Here is a 19227-nt window from a genome sequence, read left to right as displayed (position 1 = left end):
ATGTCATTTTTGAGTAGGGATCACACGATCCCTATTTTTTTTGAATGTGCAATGGCTTTTCCGCTATCGGTAAAATAGCAGGTAGCCACTCCCAAATCTTCAATGTTCTCCAGGACTTCTTTCACCTTTGATTTTTGTTTTTTTGAGGTTTGCCTAATATATATGGCCCTAATGTTCATAGGAAACATTTTGGTGACCCGCTCATAAAGATGAGGGTCCTGCTGGGAATCATCTCCCATTAGCACATACTGAAGCTGAGGATAAAAAGAAATAATGTCTTTTATCTTAATGAATTTATGGTCGTGCCCGCCCCTGCCGGTAAATAGAAAATCCCCAAGACCGGTTTTGATACTCTTTAGTTTAATGACGGCCTTTGGCAGGCCATGTTTCCGGGCAAACTGCAGAATGAATTCGTAGAGGTTCCATTCACTGCTCGAAACATAGAAAAAAGAGTTGAACTGCCCTTCCTCCTGCCCTGCACGGCTCAAAGCCCGGTAATGTGGCACCACATCATCAAAAACTTCCCTGTTATCAATATTCTGGGTCAGTATAACATAGAGTTTCTTGAAAAAATTCTGGGTATGGGAAATCAGAAAAGTATCATCAATATCCGATATAATTCCCAGTTTACTTTTGAAAGGCTTCAGCAGCTCCCCCCGCTCAACCACTCCTTTTTCCCCTATTTTACAGGAAACTGAATACTCGTGCCAGCCGCTCTCTAAAAATTTATTATACGGAAGGTTAAACCTGAAGTAACCGTCATCTGTAGTTTTGGTAACAACTTCCAGCTCTTTAAAATTTAACTGAATAGTGGCATTTTTGATGGGGCTGATGGTAAACATTTTATAAACAGATTTGGCATGTCTGTAACCCCTGCGGTCTATTTCATATTTATCTGGTGCCCACGATTTAAAAACATGGCCGAAGACTACCAATTCCTGATCATTTACATAGCCGCGATAAAGCTTTATGTCTAGCTTCATATTACATTATTTTTAACTGCCATTCCTTCCCAAATTACTTATTTTTGAGCACAAGCTCAATAAAATGGCCGAATTTAGCAGGGTTTTAATGGTTGTTAATCCTATTTCGGGAGGAAAAGACAAATCTGACATTGTTGAAGAAGTAGAAAAGCAGGTGTCGGAGAGAAATCTTGAACTCGAAACTTATTATACTTCCGGAAAAGGGGATAAAGAAGCTTTATTTTCTGTCATTGAAGAGTACGACCCTCAGCGTATAATATCGGTAGGTGGTGACGGTACGATTAAATTGATTGCCGAGCTGCTTACTGATGATTCCATTCCCATTGGGATCTTTCCTGCCGGTTCTGCTAACGGGCTTGCCGAAAACCTCAACCTGGACAGGAATAATGCCGAATTAACCCGCATTGCCCTTGGAGAAAAGTTTAAATTAATAGATGCCATCCTCATCAATGATGAACTATGCCTTCATATTAGTGACATTGGCCTTAATGCAGCTTTAATCAAAAATTATCAGGAAGGAAATATCCGCGGAAAGCTGGGATATCTCATACAGTCTATACCTACTCTAATTAAAAGCGATTTCCCTTTTCAGTTTAATATAGAAGTAGACGGTAAGGAAATATCCCGTAAAGCTGTACTCATCGCTGTGGCCAATGCAAAAAAGTACGGAACAGGATCTAAGATCAACCCAAACGGCAGGTACGACGACGGTAAATTCGAGATCCTCATCTTTAAAGAATTCAACATCCCTCAAATTCTTCAAACCTTCAGGGAAAATGTGGAAATCGATGAAGATTTCCTTGAAATTATCTCAGCAGTAGAGACCCAAATTTACAGCCAGAAAAATATCCCTTTCCAAATTGACGGAGAGTACCGGGGAGACGTTAAAGAAGTAACTGCACGAATCTCTCCCATCAAGATTAAAATTGCAGTTCCGTAAAAATATTTTAATCTATCTTCTTCTACACTGGCATTAATGCAATTAATTTGCTCTTTTAATGCTTAATTAACAATACTTTAGGCTGCCATTAATTAAAATGGCTTTCAAAATCAGTAATTTAGAGATCAATCTAACTAATAAAAAAAGAAGAATTATGGCAGAGATCAAGATCGAAAAGAAAAAACCAATTTGGCCCTGGATCATCCTGGTTCTTGTTATCCTGGCAATCTTATACTTTTTAGTATTTGCCGATGACGACAACGACATGGATGATGTACAAACCGAACAGGTAGAAGAAACCACCTGGGAGGAAGATGCTGAAACCACCACCTGGGATGACCAAACCGACACCACAGGATGGGAAAATACCGGGGACACACTTTCCGGAACAGGAGGAGTATCTGGTTACCTGGCTTACATTGGAGATGAAAGCAAAATGGGTATAGACCATGAATACACCAATAAGGCTATCATTCACCTTATGAATGCAGTACAGGCAAAAGCTGATGAAATGAATTATGACATTAGTGCCGACATGCAGGCTGTAAAACAAGATGCTCAACAAATACAGCAAGATCCTATGGCATTGACCCACGCAGACAAGATAAAAACAGCCGGAACTAAACTGGCAAACATTATCGAAAAGATGCAAAAGGAAAAATATCCAAATCTTTCCGACGATGTTAATGAAGTAAAAACTGCAGCACAAGACATCAATACCTCTACCCCAACCCTGGAACAGAAAGACCAGGTCAAGGAGTTCTTTGATGAGGCAGGTGATGTTTTAAGAAAAATGAGCTAAAAATAAAAAAGAGAGATTATGACAGATAGAAAAGAAAATAAAAAGCATTTATATTACCTCAACGAACTTTCCGATTTTAAAGTGGATAGTGACGATCCCGATGTAAGGGGTTGGCCCGTCAAAGATGTGGACAACAGAGTGGTAGGAAAGGTAGACAACCTCCTGGTAAGCAAAGAAAAAAGGAGAGTAGTGTATCTGGACGTTGAAGTGGATAAAACCATTATTGAAGCTGACCACGATCCTTACGGGAAACCGGCATCTGGCAATGTTCATGAGTTCATAAACAAGGAAGGTGAAAATCACCTCATCCTGCCTATAGGGCTTGCAAGATTAAACGTGGATGACAAGTTTGTATATACAGACAAAATTGACCACCGCACTTTTGCAGAGACCAAGAGGTATGAAAAAGGTTATGACATTGACCGTGATTATGAAATAGTTGTCTTAGAATCTTATAACAGGGATGACAACTATGATCGTGACAATGACAGAACTGTAGATCGCAATAATGATCTGGATGAGGAAAGAAGAAGAATGAGAGAAGGAGATCGCGATAAAGATCATCACGGAGAAGGAAAAATAGCCGGTAGAAGCGGAAGTATTGCTGATAGTGATAGCAGAAGCGTAGACCGCGACCGTGATGCCCTTACAGGCAATGAAAGCGGAAAATACTCCGATCGCCGCTCCAGCGGAACAATTCCTGAAGACGACTCTTTCTATGACAGAGGAGAATTTGATAGAACCAAGTATCGCAGATAGTAAACAGGATCTGTAAGAAAGACCAGGGGCTTTTAAAAAGTTATAAGTATTCCATATCTTAAAGAATCTCGAGAAACCTTTATGGGATCTCCAGTGTACAAATGGAATCCTGAACCGCTTTTTAAAAGCCTTTTTTTAATTTGATTTTTTACCTATGAACTACAAAAAGATAAGCTTCACCAATTCTGACGGTCTGGAGCTTTCAGGTTATCTGGAACTTCCTTTAAACACGCACCCTCACAGCTATGTGCTATTTGCCCATTGTTTTACCTGCAATAAGAATTTCTTTGCGGTAAAGAATATTGCCAGGGCTTTATCGGCTAAAGGTTACGGGGTACTGCGTTTTGATTTTTCGGGTCTTGGTGAAAGTGATGGCGAATTTGCAAATACTACATTTTCAGGAAACGTGGAAGATCTACTGGCAGCTGCCGATTTTCTTGCTTCAGAATATGCAGCCCCCGAGATGCTTATAGGTCATTCCCTTGGCGGGGCAGCAGCGATCTTTGCTGCCAACAAATTGCCTTCTGTGAAAAGTGTAGTTACTATCGGCGCTCCGTCTTCTCCCGTACATGTAAAACATTTGCTGAGATCAAATCTTGATGAGATAGAGAAGAATGGTGTGGCCGAAGTCAACGTAGGCGGCAGAAACTTTACGATTAAGAAAAATTTTCTTGAAGATATTAATACCCATGACCTCAGTCATTTTGCCCGCGATCTCAAAAAGGCCTTTTTGATCATGCATTCTCCTCAAGACACGGTGGTTAATATCAGCAATGCCGAAACCCTTTACAAAAGTGTAAAGCACCCTAAAAGTTTTCTTTCTTTAGACGGTGCAGATCATTTACTTACCAATAATGAAGATTCAAAATATGCGGGAGATGTAATTGCCTCCTGGGCCTCACGATACCTGGAAATCCCTGAAGATAAAGAGCTAAAAACCGACCACCAGGTAGTAGCCAACCTTGGCAAGGAAGGTTTTACCACTCAAATGAGAGCAGGAAGGCACTATTTCACTGCCGATGAACCTAAATCTTTTGGAGGAGAAGATTTTGGCCCTTCTCCCTATCAACTCCTTTCAGCAGGTCTTGCTTCCTGTACTTCTATGACCATCCAAATGTATGCCAGTCGCAAAAAATGGCCTCTGGTTAATGTAGAAACTCATGTAGACCACAAGAAAACTCATGCTGAAGATTGTGAAAACTGTGAAAGAAACACGGCTAAAATTGACATTTTTGAGAGGGAAATTGTTCTTGAAGGTAACCTTGATGAACAGCAGCAACAAAAATTACTGGAAATAGCCGATAAATGTCCGGTCCACCGAAGCCTTTCCAATAAAGTAAATATTACCACCCATCTTAGAAAAATATAACATCAGGGAGATGTATTCTGAAATGTGGGCATAAAGGAAAATCAGAATTTAGTTCAGGAAATACAGGCGTTTTGAGACCTCGGGAAATCTGTTTTTCTATGAAAGAGCAATAGATTTCGGGAGGGAAGCTTTACTGCTCGCAGTGTTAAGCTCTCCTTAAATTTTTGGCTGTCCATTGTCCATATTCTATTTTAGTCGATTGTTACTAACTTAAACTAACTAATATGAAACGTATAGGAATATCTGCAGTTTTGGCAGCAGCTTTAGTGCTCACCAGTTGCAAAAACGAGAATCAAACCGCTGATGAACGTGTTGATGAGCACACCAACCTCACTCAACAAGAAGAAGAGGCAGGACCTGGTGATACCTATGTACAGGATGAGTTAACACTACAAATGGAGCCAAGAAGCGGCAGTAATGTTTCGGGAACCATCACTTTTGTTCAGGAAAACGACGAGGTGACTATGACCGCCGAACTTACAGGTCTTGAAGAAGGAATGCACGCAATTCACCTTCACGAAAACGCCGATTGTTCTGCCGAAGATGGTACCTCTGCAGGAGGTCACTGGAATCCTACATTTGAAGATCATGGAGAATGGGGTGATGCAGGAGGATATCACCGTGGTGATATCGGAAATTTTGATGTAAACTCTAATGGAGAAGGTAGTGTAACTTTCACTACAGATGAATGGTGTATAGGATGTGATGATGAGAAAAAGAATATCTTGAACAAAGCCGTTATCGTTCACGCGGGAGTAGATGATTATACTTCACAGCCCAGCGGAAATGCCGGTACCAGAATAGGTTGCGCAGAGATCAAAATGTAGATCTTTTTTATTCTAAAAAAATAAGAGGCTGTCTTAAACCATTTTAAGACAGCCTCTTTGCATTAAATCAACACTTAAACTTCTATCAATCTTTAAGATCAAAGCGATCAAGACTCATTACCTTATCCCAGGCTTTTACAAAGTCTTTTACGAATTTCTCTTTTGAGTCATTCTGTGCATAAACTTCGGCCAGGGCGCGAAGTTCAGAGTTAGATCCAAAGATAAGATCTACACGGGTTCCCGTCCATTTCACTTCTTTAGTCTTACGGTCGCGACCTTCAAATACTTTTTGAGAATCATCTTTGGCTGCCCAGGTAGTGGTCATGTCAAGTAAGTTCACAAAAAAGTCGTTGGTAAGCTGCCCGGGACGTTTGGTATAAACACCGTGCTGTGACCCGTCATAATTAGCCCCCAGTACTCGCATTCCTCCTACCAGCACAGTCATTTCTGGCGGAGTAAGAGCAAGCAATTGTGCCTTATCTACCAGCATTTCTTCAGCCGAAGTTGAAATATATTCACTTTGCTTCACATAATTTCTGAAACCATCTGCTCTTGGCTCAAGTGGTTCAAAAGCTTCAGCATCTGTCTGCTCTTCTAAAGCATCGGTTCTACCCGGTGCAAAAGGAACACCCACATCATAACCTGCCTCTTTAGCTGCCTTTTTCACAGCAAGATTTCCGGCAAGAACGATAAGATCTGCAAGGGATATCTTTTTATTCCCTTTTTGAGCTTCATTGAATTGCTTCTGAATTTCTTCAAGTTTATTCAACACTTCCTGAAGCTGCGGCGGATTATTAACTTCCCAGTGTCTTTGTGGTGCAAGACGAACACGGGCTCCATTGGCTCCCCCACGCTTATCAGAATTTCTAAACGTAGAAGCCGATGCCCAGGCAGTCGAAACCAATTGAGATATAGTTAATCCTGAAGCGAAGATCTTTTTCTCCAGTTCAGCAATATCTTCACGGTCTATCAATTCGTGATCTACTTTTGGAAGCGGATCCTGCCAAATTAGTTCTTCAGAAGGTACTTCAGGACCAAGATACCTTGAAAGAGGTCCCATATCGCGGTGCGTCAATTTATACCAGGCTCTGGCAAAAGCATCTGCGAACTCCTTCGGGTTTTCATGGAAATGTTTCGAGATCTTGTAATACTCAGGGTCTTCCCGTAAAGCAATATCCGAAGTTAACATGAAGGGTGCATGTTTCTTGTTAGGATCGTGAGCATCGGGGATCACTCCCTCTCCAGCCCCGTCTTTTGGTTTCCATTGCCATGCGCCCCCAGGCCCTCTATAACACTCCCACTCGTAACCAAAGAGGTTATCAAAGAAGTAATTGCTCCATTTGGTAGGAGTTTGTGACCATGCTCCTTCAAGCCCACTTGTGATAGTGCTTCCGGCATTTCCGGTACCAAATTTATTCTTCCAGCCCAATCCCATTTCAGTAATATCTGCACCTGCAGGTTCTGCACCTACATGCTCTACAGGATCGGCTGCCCCGTGGGTTTTTCCGAAGGTATGCCCTCCGGCAATTAGTGCTACGGTCTCATAATCGTTCATTGCCATACGGCCAAAGGTCTCACGAATGTCCTGTGCAGAACCCAGCGGATCTGGATTTCCGTTTGGACCTTCAGGATTCACATAGATGAGCCCCATGTGAGAAGCTGCAAGAGGTTGCTCCAGTTTATTGTCTTTGGCATAGCGTTCTTTATTTCCTACCCATTCTCCTTCAGAACCCCAGTAAATATCTTCTTCAGATTCCCAGATGTCTTCCCGGCCCCCGGCGAAACCAAAAGGCTCCAAGCCCATAGATTCCAGGGCCACATTTCCGGTAAGGATCATAAGATCGGCCCAGGAGATCTTTCTTCCATATTTTTGTTTGATAGGCCACAGTAAAAGACGGGCTTTATCAAGGTTGGCATTATCTGGCCAGCTGTTGAGCGGTGCAAATCTTTGAGAACCCGAACTAGCGCCCCCACGGCCATCACTTATACGATAGGTCCCGGCGCTGTGCCAGGCCATCCTTATAAAAAGTCCGCCGTAATGCCCAAAATCGGCCGGCCACCAGTCCTGCGAATCGGTCATTAATTCGTGCAGGTCCTTTTTTACAGCCTTTAAGTCAAGGCTTTTAAATTCTTTGGCATAATCAAAATCCGCATCCATAGGATCGGAAAGATTGGAGTGCTGTCTTAATATATGTAGGTTTAACATATTTGGCCACCAGTCGCGGTTTGAAGTACCGCTTCCGGCAGTTTTGTCTACCGCCCCCCCAAGGAAAGGACATCTGCTGGATTCGTTCACTTCCCAGGCTTTGTGAGTACCCGGAGAATTACGGTGTTCGTTCTGTGCCATATTTAATGATTTTTAGTTAATATTTGAATATAAAAATACAATAATTTGACCTTATAGCTTTCATGAAACCATTGGAAAAATTGATAATCACACTCAAAAAAATCGATAATTGGACAAAAATTTACCCATAGAAAATAATTATGGTATTTTAAGAAGCTATAGTAAAACACTTTCACTTATTCTTCTATTTAGGTTCCAAAGATGTTTATAAATTTGTCTACTATGACAAGAGCTCTTTTCCTAATTATCTTCAGCCTTACTCCGGCAATTCTTTCTGCACAATTGGTGAACATTGAATCCAAACGCATGCAGACCGACTCAATAAGGTTTACCCTCAACGCCGATTTTTCTTTCAACCACACCAATAATGATGGAGAACAGGTCAATCAAATTGATGCTGCACTTAGCACACAGCTAAAATCGAAAGACCTAAAGAAGATCTATTTTTTCCTGGGCAACTATAAGGTCATAGATTCCGAAGAGGGAAACCTGCAAAATGCCTGGTTCCTTCACGGCAGGTTTAATTATAAGTTGAATGACCTATTAAGATTAGAATCGTTTTTACAGGGGCAGTACAACCAGTTGCTGGTGGTAGAACAACGAAACCTTATAGGAGCAGGACTCCGGTGGAAATGGGTAGATAAAGAACGTTTCACGGGCTATGCTGGGAATAGCTATATGTATGAAGTAGAGTTTAGCGAACAGGCGGGAACCACTAATTATAATCACCGTAACAGCACATATCTCACTTTATCGTACACCCCAAAATCCCAAAAATTTTCTATTGCCAATACTGTTTATTATCAGCCGCTGTACAGAGAACTGGGTGACTACCGAATCCTGGAACAATTCAGGCTTGATGTTCCCCTGTCTTCCTGGCTAAAGGTATTTACTCTTTATAACTATTACTATGACAGTAAAACTCCACTGAAGACCGAAGAATACACCTCAGACCTTAATATTGGGGTAGGGATTGGTTTTTAAAGGCTCTTGCCTCCTTCTACTTAACAATAAAATTCAGCTGGTCTACTCCCGTATTGCCACTCATGCTGTCATAAGCATAAATCAGCAGCTCGTACATTCCCGGCTCCAGTGTAGTTTCCGTAGAAAAAGTACTGGGCTTCTCCCCTGCCTTAAGCTGCAGCTCTTTCACTTCTCTGCCTTCACTGCTTAGCACGGCAGTAATCTCGTATTGATCTGCATCCCAAATGCCGCCGGGAGTAATGGGGCAACCACACATCATCACCACATTTGCTTTAATTTCTACATTTTCGCTGCTTATCCGCTCATGGGTTTGAGGAGAGAGTATATCTACCACAAAACCCGGCACCTCCAGCACAAGCCCATCTCCGGTAATATCTTTGCCGGGCAGCAGCCACAACTGGGTGCTGCTCGTAACCCGCGCCTGCTTCTTGTTGTAGGGTGCAATAGCTTCAACGGTCACAAAAACCGGTGCTTCCAGATTCAATTTCGCCAGGAACCCTGCAGTGTTTTCGTCGGTTAGCCGTTCATGCCTGGAATGGGGCTGCTGCATAATGAGCCGGGTGTCTCCGGTGCTGCCACTGGTCATGCCACTTGCCAGCAGCTCCCCGGTTTCAGCGTTTTTGATAATGATCCTGGCTCCTCCAATCGAGCTTCCAATAAATTTGGCGTCTTTAGACCTCACCCTTACCATCACTTCGGTTTCCTGTGCCTGTAGTGGGGGAATGATCAAAAGAATTCCCAACACCAGTATTAATTTAGAATACAATGTTCCCATTTTGCAGTTTTAATCCTCCTAATTTACATTAACGGGCTGAGATGTAAAAAAATACCAACAGGTTTTGAAGCTTTCCCTTTCGGTTTTAGCAGTATTTAATTTTCTAAGATCCCTGCGGAAAGTTACCTTTCAAAAATGGCATTTTTAGCTCCTCTTTTCCTGCGGAAATTAATCCGAGAAAAGCATCTTCCGAAGCCAATTAAAAAACTGCAATTGCATGTTTAGTGCATCAAATACCTGAAGTTTTCGAAAATCTGAAACCTTTTGCGCCAAAAATGCTCTTGATAGCGAGTAAAATCTTCAAAAAGGTGATTCCTAAGCTTTATTTCTCCGGAAAAATCTGCTTTCAGGATAATTCTACTGACGCCTGATGGGCAGGGAGACCTTCAAAAAATACTATCTTTATATTCTGAATTTCCCATCATGAAAAAGCTCTTTTTCCTCTCCATATTATTAGTATTTATCGCCGCTTGCAGCAAAGATGATGATACTTCTAAAAGTCCGGAACCCACACCTCCCGTTTCAGAAGAGGAGTTGCCGGTAAGGGCGGTTGATATTTCGGCTTTTCCCGAAATCAATGCTGCCGGAACCATTTTTTATAATACAGCAGGTCAAAAAGAGGATTTTTTAGACATTTTAAAGGCATCTGGAGTGAATACGGTGCGGCTTAGATTGTGGATTGATCCTGCCCAGGGACATTCTGGTTTTGAAGAAGTAAAGTTGTTTTCCCAAACCCTTCGGAATAAAGGATTCGCTGTCTGGCTCACCTTACATTACTCCAATACGTGGGCTGATCCGGGAAATCAAACAAAACCTGAAGCCTGGAAAGATCTTTCTTTTGATGCTCTCAAAAAGCAGGTGCATGATTATACCGTCCTGATTTCAGAAGAAATTAAGCCCGAATATATACAGATAGGAAACGAGATCAATTCCGGAATTCTTTTTCCGGAAGGAAATATTTCAAAGCACCCCAACCAGTTTCTGGAGCTTGTAGCAGCAGGAGTAACTGCTGTGCGAGAGACCCATCCCGATTCAAAGATCATCGTCCACTTCGCCGGACTCGACAATGCCGATTGGTTTTTTGGGCAGGTTGCAGGCATCGATTATGATATTATTGGTCTTTCTTACTATCCTATCTGGCACGGCAAAGACCTCGATCTATTAGAGAACAGCATAAATTCTCTGGCTTCAAAGTACAACCGCCAGGTAGTCATTGCAGAAACAGCCTATCCTTTTACCCTCGATTATAATGACTGGACCAACAACATCGTAGGCCTTAACGAGCATTTGATACCGGGATATGCCGCTTCGGCACAGGGACAAAAAGAATATCTTGAAACCATTGTTCAAATGCTGAAAGGATCTGACGCAGCCATCGGATTTTCTTACTGGGGTGCCGAACTCGTCGCCTGGAATGGTGCAGAATCTACACAGGGATCTCCCTGGGAAAATCAGGCCCTATTTGATTTTAACAACAAAGCCCTGCCTGTACTGGAAGTTTTTAATCTTCAATAAATGGTTTAGGCTATATGCTTCAGAAAAACGCCAAACTTTTATTACGATTCGCCTTTTTCATATTTAACCTCCTGATATACAATGAAAATAACAACAGATTAACATTACTTCAGAAGAAAGTGCTCTAAATTAGTGAATACTAACTTTTAAAATTAAAAAGTAATGAGAGTACTTAAGAAAAATCTGTATACAACCCTTCTGGTACTGTTTGCACTTGTTTTAGCAAGCTGCGGATCGGCCAAAAAAACCGGTGATGACCTGGTTACAGATGCCCAGCAGGAAAAAGCCATGATAGAAAGAGAATTTCCAATGATGACCAGTTATTTTGACGAGGCTGCAGGCTATGCAATTTTCCCTAACGTTGGTAAAGGCGCATATATTATTGGAGGAGCTTCGGGGAACGGGGCAGTTTATGAAAACGGAAATCTTGTAGGCTACGCCGATCTAAAACAGGTAGATGTGGGGTTGCAACTGGGAGGAAAAGCTTTTGTAGAAGTCCTCTTTTTTGAGACTGATGAAGCCCTGGAACAATTTAAGGACGGAAGTTACAAACTGGAAGCAAATGCTTCTGCAGTGATCCTGGATAAAGGTTTTTCTGAAGACCTCAACTTCAAAGATGGCGTAGCCGTAGTAACCGTTCCTAAAGGAGGTGCAATGGCCGGAATTTCGGTTGGAGGTCAAAGATTTGAATTTAATCCTGTACAGTAGGAAATATTTTCAGTAGAAATATAAAGCTGCCTCAAAAGTCTTTACACGTCATAATCTCAAAATAAGAAATGGAGCGTGGCGAAAAAAAGGGTTTTTGAGGCAGCTTTTCTTCGTTTAAAAGTATATGATTTGAATAAGTTTACTCCTGAATAAAGCGAGTATTAGCTGCCACTGTCAAGCGCTGCTGTTTGTAACCGCTTTACAGGTAGCTCCCCGTTCTCTATCATTTTCACGGTGTGATCGTATCCCACTTTAATGATCTCTGTAATCTTACTGAAATCTAGAAGGGTATAATTTTGCATTTTTGGAGGATCTATCACCACATCGCACAATTCCATTTCAGGTTTGGTATTTTGGGTGATTCCAAGGTTGATGGCTCGCTCCATTATACTGCGCGGACCCGAAAAATCACTTTTTGGGCCGGCAAAATTAACGTGAGAGCCTATCAAATACCGGCATTTTTCCCTGATAGCCGAGGCAGGAAGATTGCAAAGGAGTCCGCCGTCCACATAGTTTCCCTCTTCCAGGACTATAGGCGCAAAAAAACCGGGAACAGAGCAACTGGCTATGATATAGTCAAACAAGGCTCCACTACTCCGCATTTCCCCACAGCCCTTGTTGAGGTTTGAAAGCGCCAGGTAAAATGGCTTTTTCAGGCTTGAAAAATCATCTTCAGGGATATATTTTTCCAGGGCCACTTTCATTTTTTCCAACTTGTAAAGTCCGGTTCGCCTCCAGGAGAAATTGGTCATTTTTGAGAAAGTCTCTTCAGTAAGGATGGTCTGGATCTTTTCGGGGGAATATCCTGCTGCATAAAGTACCCCCACAACCGCACCCATGCTGGTACCCGAAATGATTTGTGGTTCAATTCCGTGTTCGTGAAGGGCTTTTAACACTCCTACATGCGCATAACCGCGGGCACTACCGCCGCTAAGGGTAATCCCAACTTTGTACTCGTATTTTTTTCTGAAGGGAAAGATTTCCGATAAGTTCAAGCGCTATGTTTTAGGTGGTTCAACGCCTGCAAGATACTATTTTTGATAATTGTTCTTTTGATATAATTAAAAGGTCCTGCCAAATTCTCTTTCAGGAATAAAGACCTGACACCGCTCTTTAAAACTCAATCCAAAAGTTAATACCTGGAAGATTTCAGAAGTAAAAAGATCACCTCCCAAAAATGCCATTTTTGACACCTCGCTAAACTATTGTATGCAAATAAAAAAGCTGTAACTTTAGAATTCTTCCTCTTTAAAGCTGTAAATCACAGATTAATACTGGAATTTTAACCTAAATACGAAGAATAACTGAAGCCCAACTTTATTAAATATAGTTCCCCTGCCTGTTTTCAAACTCTATCCGCGGGTTGGGTACAGATAACTGTTTCCTCATTTCTCCTACTCCTTTCCTCGTGCACGCCTAAGATCGCACCCCAGGAAGCCCCCATTCCTCAACCTGAAGCATTTACAGTTTCAGGAACAGTTCCCGTGCCAGATGAATGGTGGCGCAGTTTTGAAGACCCTGTTCTTGATTCCCTTGTACAACAGGGGCTTCAGGAGAATTTATCACTTGCTGGAAGCTGGCAGGAATACCAGGCTTCTCTCGCAGTTGTAAAAAGGGAAAAATCCTTTCTTTTTCCGCAGATAGATGCCTTTGCAGGAGTTGCAAAAGACAGGGGTCGTGAAAATTTTTCTGAAGATTTACAATTACAAACCGGTCTTGCCGCTTCTTATGAACTCGATCTATGGGGCCGGGTTCGCGCCGGGGTACAGGCTGAAAGGTATACTGCTGAAGCTTTTCTTTACGACTACCGGGCTGCTGCCATGACCATTTCGGCCGGGATTGCCAATACCTGGTACCAACTCCTCACTGCCCGAAAGCAACTGGAGCTTGTAGAAGAACAAATAAATACCAATGAAGATATCGTAAAGCTGATTCGTGCACGGTTTGCGGGTGGCCAGATACGTGCTGTAGACATTCTGCGACAGGAACAGTTGCTGGAAAGCACCCGCGATCAAAAAATTCTTTATGAAACAAATCTCGAATTACTCGAGAATCGCCTCTTGGTTTTGCTGGGTCGCCCTCCGCAGAACGCAACATATTTCCGAAATGAAATGCTTCCCGCCCTGCCACCACTTCCACAGACTGGCCTACCCCTGGAACTCATCCGTCGCCGGCCTGATCTACAGCAGGCTTACAACCTTGTTTTGTCTGCCGACAGGGAGATGGCTTTTGCCGTAAGAAGCAAATTCCCGGTGATCTCTCTTGATGCCAGTGGCAGTTTTCGGGCTGAGGATGTAGGCAACATTTTTGAGAACTGGACCTACAGCCTGGCAGGAAACCTCCTGGCTCCACTTATCTATGGCGGAAGATTATCGGCCGAAGTAGACCGTGCAGAAGCGGTAAAAAATCAGCTACTCTATGAATATGGTCAGGCTGTTCTTATCGCTTTTGAAGAAGTAGAAAATGCGCTGCTTCGGGAAAAGAAGCAAAGAGAAAGACTGGAGGTACTCGAGCGAAGGCTTGAACTGTCTACTAAAACTTCGGGGCAGTTAAGAATAGAGTTTTTGAATGGATTAAGTCCGTATCTTGATGTACTACTTGCACTTGATGAACAACAACAATTAGAAAGAGAAATGCTTGAAGGAGAGCAGGAGCTACTTGAAATACGTATAGGACTATACAGGGCTTTGGCAGGAGCCTTTGAAAATCCACAAGAAACCGACCTTTAAATAAAGTTTATGAGCACCAAAAAGATCGTTCTTATTTGCGCAGGCATCGTAGTCCTGGCCATAGCCGTGACCGCCTTTATATTTATGAGCGAACCCACAGCTCAAAGAGAAGGAGCCACCCGAGAAATGGCAATGCTGGTAAGCGTTACCTGTGCCGAAGCTGGTAATTTTTCCCCCTCGCTGGTCGCTACGGGCACAGTAGAGCCGGTAGAAGATGTGATTATTAGTGCCCGGGTGGGCGGTGAGGTGGTGCGCCGCTCCCCTGCATTTGTACCGGGCCGAACGGTAAAAAAGGGGGAACTGCTGCTACAAATTGACCCTGCAGATTATCGGAATCAGCTTGAGTTACGGCAAAGCGAGTTACTCCAGGCACAAACAGAACTTGATGTTGAAATGGGAAGGCAGGAAGTGGCCCAGCAGGACCTTGACCTGGTAGGTAACCAAACCCTTACGCCACAGGAGCGGTCTCTGGTGTTGCGCCAACCTCAGCTCAACGCTGTAAAGGCAAGGATAAAAGCTGCACAGGCAGCAGTAGATCAGGCAAAACTCGATCTTGCCCGCAGTACCATCCGCGCTCCTTTTGATGCACATATTATTACACAGAATGTGACCACCGGTTCGCAGGTGGCTCCGGGGGAAGATCTTGGTCGCCTTGTGGGCACAGAAAAATACAGGGTAATCTTAAGTATGCCGGTCTCCCGCTTAAGATGGTTGCGATTTCCTGATTCAGAAAATGAGAAAGGCTCTTCAGTGCGCATAAGGAACACCGCTGCATGGCCACCGAACACCTTTAGAACAGGCTATCTTGACAGTCAGGTGGGCGCACTTGATAACCAAACCCGAATGGCGAGAGTTCTTGTGGAAGTTCCCGATCCACTTGCACAAACTACCGCCAAAGGAAAACCGGAACTCATTATAGGCACTTTTGTGGAATCCCTGGTGGAAGCAAACGAAATTACAAACGTAGTGCGGCTTAACAGAGATTATCTGCGTGAGAACAATAAGGTATGGGTTATGGAAGATGGAAAACTCTCAATAAAGGAAGTTGAAGTTCTTTTAACCGATAATCAATATGTTTATATAAGTAAAGGGCTGGAGGGCGGAGAAAAAGTGATCACCACCAATTTAAGTACAGTAGCCGAAGGAGTAGCTGTGCGCACCGAAAGAGATTCAGCTTCCCACAACAACCCAACCCAAAATGACAGTTTAAATTAATGGGCGCAAAAGAGTCAAATACCCGCAAGGAAGGAGTCATTGCTTATATGGCGCGCAACTCTATTGCCGCCAATTTGATGATGGTTCTTCTTATAGCAGGCGGGATTTGGACCATGTTGCAAATTCAGAAGGAGGTTTTTCCGCAGTTTCAGCTCGATTATGTAAATGTGAACGTACAATATCCCGGTGCTGCTCCTGCCGAAGTTGAACAGGGAATCCTGCTACCGGTGGAAGAGGCCATTCGCGGAATACAGGGAATAAAAGAGATCGTCTCCACTGCCAGGGAAGGTTCGGGTCAGGTGGAAATTGAACTTATAGCCGGCAGTGATCGCATGAAGGTCTTTCAGGATATAGACCAGGCGGTAAGCCGCATACGCACCTTCCCAGATGATATTGAACAGCCCCAGGTTAGCCTGCAGCTGCAACAACAGGACGTGATGGAGATCAGCCTTTATGGACAGGTAGACATCTGGACGCTGCGGCAGCTGGGGGAACAACTGCGTAACATCCTGCTGAGTAACCCTAATATCACTCAGGTAGAACTGGGAAATGTGCCCGACTATTTTACTCATATCGAAATTCCGCGGAATAATCTGCGTAAGTACAACCTTACATTAGATCAGGTAGCACAAATTGTAGCCGAATCAAGCGAAGATGTTCCGGCGGGAGCTGTGGAGACCGCTACAGGTGAGATCCTGCTCAGGATGAAGGAAAGAAAGCAATGGGCAGACGAATTCAGAAAAATTGCGATAATAAATTCCGATTCGGGCGCAAAGGTGACCCTGGGGGAGATCGCTACAGTAACAGATGGTTTTGAGGAAACCGGGTTCCATGGCCAGTTTAACAGGGAACCGGCAGTAAGCCTGAGCATTTACCGGGTAGGCGATCAATCTCCTCTTGACATTGCCGACGAGGTATATACGATCCTTGAAGAATATCGCCTCCCGCCCGGAGTGAAATACCGCATTGACAGCAATCGTGCAGAAGATTATAATGAACGCCTCTCCCTGCTCACAGAAAATGGTCTTATGGCAATAGGGATTGTGCTTATCATCCTTACGCTTTTCCTGGAGTACCGTCTCGCCTTTTGGGTAATGATGGGAATGTCTATTTCTTTTATTGGTGGGATTATTTTTCTTCCACTTGTGGGGGTAAGCATCAACATGATCTCCATGTTCGGGTTCCTGGTGGTACTGGGAATAGTGGTCGATGATGCCATTGTTGTGGGTGAGAACGTTTATGAATACCGTAAGAAAGGTCTTAGCCCCATAAATGCAGCAATAGCCGGGACCAAAGATGTCTCCCGCCCGGTGGTTTTCAGTATAGCCACAACCATTATTGCTTTCGTTCCTTTACTGCTCATGCCGGGGGAAACAGGTAAATTCTGGTGGCCGCTTCCGGTAGTTGTGATCGTGATCCTCGCCGTCTCCCTGCTTGAGGCACTTTTCATTCTTCCCTCCCATCTTGGCCATTTAAAAGAGAAGAAACCTAAAGGCTGGGCCTTAAAACTTGAAAACCTGCAGCAAAAATTTGCCAATGCCTTTGACAGGTTTGTACCAAATTATTACCGCCCTCTTCTGGACAAGTCTCTAGAATACCGTTATATCACACTCACAGCTGCCATTGCACTCTTGATCATGGTTGGAGGATATGGCTACAGCGATCACATGGGTATGATCATGATGCCTGAAGTAGCCGCAGACGAGATTGAAGCCGGAGTACGCCTTCCGGAAGGCACCACTACCCAACAAGCAGCAAAAGTAGCAGAACAGATCACCAATTCTACCTTCGAAATGTTTGAAGAATATGATCTCTATGAAGTAGCCGAAGGCGTAAAAACTAATGTAAGGGGGCAGAATTTTATAGATGTTGAGATTGTAATGAAACCGCCTGATGAACGCACTACCACTGCGAAAGAAGTGATTGCCCTTTGGCGGGACAATATTGGAGAGATAGAAGGGGTAGATCAAATAACTTTTGAAGCCGAAAGAGGTCCCGGAGGTTACCAACAGGCCATAAGCGTTGATCTTAGCCATACCAGCATTGATGTGCTGGAAAAAGCCAGTACAGCTTTTTCTGAAAGACTTGAAGCTTTTGAAAACACACGGGACATTAGTGACAACTACAATAAAGGAAAGCAGCAGTTTGATTTTAAACTCCTTCCCGAAGGCCGTAATCTTGGCCTCACCTCCAACGAAGTGGGGCGGCAGGTAAGAGATGCTTTCTACGGTGCGCTTGCTATGAGGCAAATGCGAACTACCAATGAAATAGAAGTGCGCGTAAAATTACCTTTAGAAGAAAGGCGGGATATCCAAAATCTTGAAAACTTCCTCATTAGAACACCTCAGGGCGTAGAAGTACCTTTGCTGGACGTGGTGCGGATTGAACAGGATGAAGCCTTTAGCAGCATCAACAGGCGCGATGGCAGGCGCGTGGTAAGTGTGGGGATGGACGTGGAGCCGGCCAACACAGTGGGCCAGGTGCTGGCAGCAATCCAGAATGAGGTGCTACCTCAGCTAAGGGCTGATTTTCCCGGGCTCACCTGGACCTTTGAAGGTAGCCAGGCCGATATGCGCGAATCTACAAATTCCCTGTGGAGCACCTTTTCGATGGCTATGTTAATTATCTATGTACTTCTGGCTATCGCCTTTAGCAGTTACGCCCAGCCGCTCATCGTTATGGCCGCTATCCCGTTTGGAATAGTAGGTGCCGTGATTGGGCATATTTTACTGGGTTACGACCTTTCACTGGTAAGTCTTATGGGGGTTATCGCTTTGACCGGCGTCGTTGTGAATGACAGCTTGATCATGATAGACTATGCCAATAAAAAGCGGGAAGACTGTTCGGTTTATGAGGCAATTCACGAGGCGGGGCTCAGGCGTTTCAGGCCTATTATACTTACAACACTCACCACCTTTGGAGGTTTGACCCCCATAATCCTGGAGACATCCAGCCAGGCATATTACCTAATTCCAATGGCTATTTCTCTTGGGTTCGGGATCATTTTTGCCACTTCCATCATTTTGTTGATCGTCCCCTGCCTTTATCTAATCTTAGAGGATGCCAAATTATATATGAAACATCGGCGTACCGTAGAGCGGAATATTTCTTCGGAAAATACCTGAAATGCCTGTAAATCTAAAAGCTTCCTTAACAGCCTTAACAGCTCGCCTGAATTTTCTTATCTTTAGGTCTACACTATTGAAACAGAATAACAGATCTCAAAAATGCCATTTTTGGCACCCAATACAGCAGAACCTTCAGCCGGACAAGA

General features: G+C 43.6%; 15 protein-coding genes. 11 read left to right on the top strand and 4 right to left on the bottom strand.

Annotated elements, in window-relative coordinates:
* Nucleotides 1-20 precede the first annotated feature (20 nt).
* Nucleotides 21-983, bottom strand: coding sequence for an App1 family protein (locus VS868_RS10960; protein WP_345597428.1), 963 nt, complete (start codon nucleotides 981-983; stop codon nucleotides 21-23).
* A gap of 64 nt (nucleotides 984-1047) precedes the next feature.
* Here VS868_RS10960 and VS868_RS10955 point away from each other — a divergent pair, with 64 nt between their 5' ends.
* From VS868_RS10955 to VS868_RS10935, 5 genes are all read left to right on the top strand, one after another.
* The gene (locus VS868_RS10955) at nucleotides 1048-1923 is read left to right on the top strand and encodes a YegS/Rv2252/BmrU family lipid kinase (RefSeq protein WP_345597426.1); all 876 of its coding nucleotides are present in this window, start codon (nucleotides 1048-1050) and stop codon (nucleotides 1921-1923) included.
* A 154-nt stretch (nucleotides 1924-2077) separates the two neighbouring features.
* Nucleotides 2078-2725: a hypothetical protein gene (locus tag VS868_RS10950; RefSeq protein ID WP_345597424.1), complete on the top strand. Its 648-nt coding sequence runs from the start codon at nucleotides 2078-2080 to the stop codon at nucleotides 2723-2725.
* An 18-nt stretch (nucleotides 2726-2743) separates the two neighbouring features.
* Nucleotides 2744-3484, top strand: coding sequence for a hypothetical protein (locus tag VS868_RS10945; protein ID WP_345597422.1), 741 nt, complete (start codon nucleotides 2744-2746; stop codon nucleotides 3482-3484).
* Nucleotides 3485-3638: 154 nt separating this feature from the next.
* Nucleotides 3639-4853: a bifunctional alpha/beta hydrolase/OsmC family protein gene (locus VS868_RS10940; protein ID WP_266067841.1), complete on the top strand. Its 1215-nt coding sequence runs from the start codon at nucleotides 3639-3641 to the stop codon at nucleotides 4851-4853.
* A 224-nt stretch (nucleotides 4854-5077) separates the two neighbouring features.
* Nucleotides 5078-5680 (top strand): superoxide dismutase family protein, encoded by a 603-nt coding sequence (locus VS868_RS10935; protein ID WP_266067842.1) that lies wholly within the window; start codon nucleotides 5078-5080, stop codon nucleotides 5678-5680.
* An 85-nt stretch (nucleotides 5681-5765) separates the two neighbouring features.
* On the opposite strand, the gene katG is transcribed toward VS868_RS10935, so the two are convergent.
* Nucleotides 5766-8027 (bottom strand): catalase/peroxidase HPI, encoded by a 2262-nt coding sequence (katG, locus tag VS868_RS10930; RefSeq protein ID WP_266067843.1) that lies wholly within the window; start codon nucleotides 8025-8027, stop codon nucleotides 5766-5768.
* A gap of 222 nt (nucleotides 8028-8249) precedes the next feature.
* Here katG and VS868_RS10925 point away from each other — a divergent pair, with 222 nt between their 5' ends.
* Nucleotides 8250-9011: a DUF481 domain-containing protein gene (locus VS868_RS10925; RefSeq protein WP_266067844.1), complete on the top strand. Its 762-nt coding sequence runs from the start codon at nucleotides 8250-8252 to the stop codon at nucleotides 9009-9011.
* A gap of 16 nt (nucleotides 9012-9027) precedes the next feature.
* On the opposite strand, the gene VS868_RS10920 is transcribed toward VS868_RS10925, so the two are convergent.
* Nucleotides 9028-9786: a hypothetical protein gene (locus VS868_RS10920; protein ID WP_266067845.1), complete on the bottom strand. Its 759-nt coding sequence runs from the start codon at nucleotides 9784-9786 to the stop codon at nucleotides 9028-9030.
* A 423-nt stretch (nucleotides 9787-10209) separates the two neighbouring features.
* Between VS868_RS10920 and VS868_RS10915 the strand changes: the two genes are divergently transcribed.
* Nucleotides 10210-11301, top strand: a complete 1092-nt coding sequence (locus VS868_RS10915; RefSeq protein WP_345597417.1) for a glycosyl hydrolase 53 family protein — start codon at nucleotides 10210-10212, stop codon at nucleotides 11299-11301.
* Nucleotides 11302-11463: 162 nt separating this feature from the next.
* Complete coding sequence (locus VS868_RS10910) at nucleotides 11464-12009, top strand: lipid-binding SYLF domain-containing protein (protein ID WP_266067847.1); 546 nt, start codon at nucleotides 11464-11466, stop codon at nucleotides 12007-12009.
* A 161-nt stretch (nucleotides 12010-12170) separates the two neighbouring features.
* Here the strand turns inward: VS868_RS10910 and VS868_RS10905 are convergent, their stop codons facing one another.
* Nucleotides 12171-13004 carry a patatin-like phospholipase family protein gene (locus VS868_RS10905; RefSeq protein ID WP_266067848.1) on the bottom strand — a complete coding sequence of 278 codons (834 nt, stop codon included), beginning with the start codon at nucleotides 13002-13004 and terminating at the stop codon, nucleotides 12171-12173.
* A gap of 378 nt (nucleotides 13005-13382) precedes the next feature.
* Between VS868_RS10905 and VS868_RS10900 the strand changes: the two genes are divergently transcribed.
* The 3 genes from VS868_RS10900 to VS868_RS10890 are packed head-to-tail and all read left to right on the top strand — an operon-like array spanning nucleotide 13383 to nucleotide 19078.
* Nucleotides 13383-14738 carry an efflux transporter outer membrane subunit gene (locus VS868_RS10900; protein ID WP_345599830.1) on the top strand — a complete coding sequence of 452 codons (1356 nt, stop codon included), beginning with the start codon at nucleotides 13383-13385 and terminating at the stop codon, nucleotides 14736-14738.
* Nucleotides 14739-14747: 9 nt separating this feature from the next.
* Nucleotides 14748-15953 (top strand): efflux RND transporter periplasmic adaptor subunit, encoded by a 1206-nt coding sequence (locus VS868_RS10895; protein WP_345597414.1) that lies wholly within the window; start codon nucleotides 14748-14750, stop codon nucleotides 15951-15953.
* Nucleotides 15953-19078: an efflux RND transporter permease subunit gene (locus tag VS868_RS10890; RefSeq protein WP_345597412.1), complete on the top strand. Its 3126-nt coding sequence runs from the start codon at nucleotides 15953-15955 to the stop codon at nucleotides 19076-19078. The genes VS868_RS10895 and VS868_RS10890 overlap by 1 nt, the downstream gene beginning before the upstream one ends.
* The last annotated feature ends 149 nt before the right edge of the window (nucleotides 19079-19227 follow it).

The sequence above is a fragment of the Salinimicrobium sp. 3283s genome, from assembly GCF_039602225.1.
Lineage (GTDB): Bacteria > Bacteroidota > Bacteroidia > Flavobacteriales > Flavobacteriaceae > Salinimicrobium > Salinimicrobium profundisediminis.
This window is presented reverse-complemented; position numbering and strand designations above follow the sequence as displayed.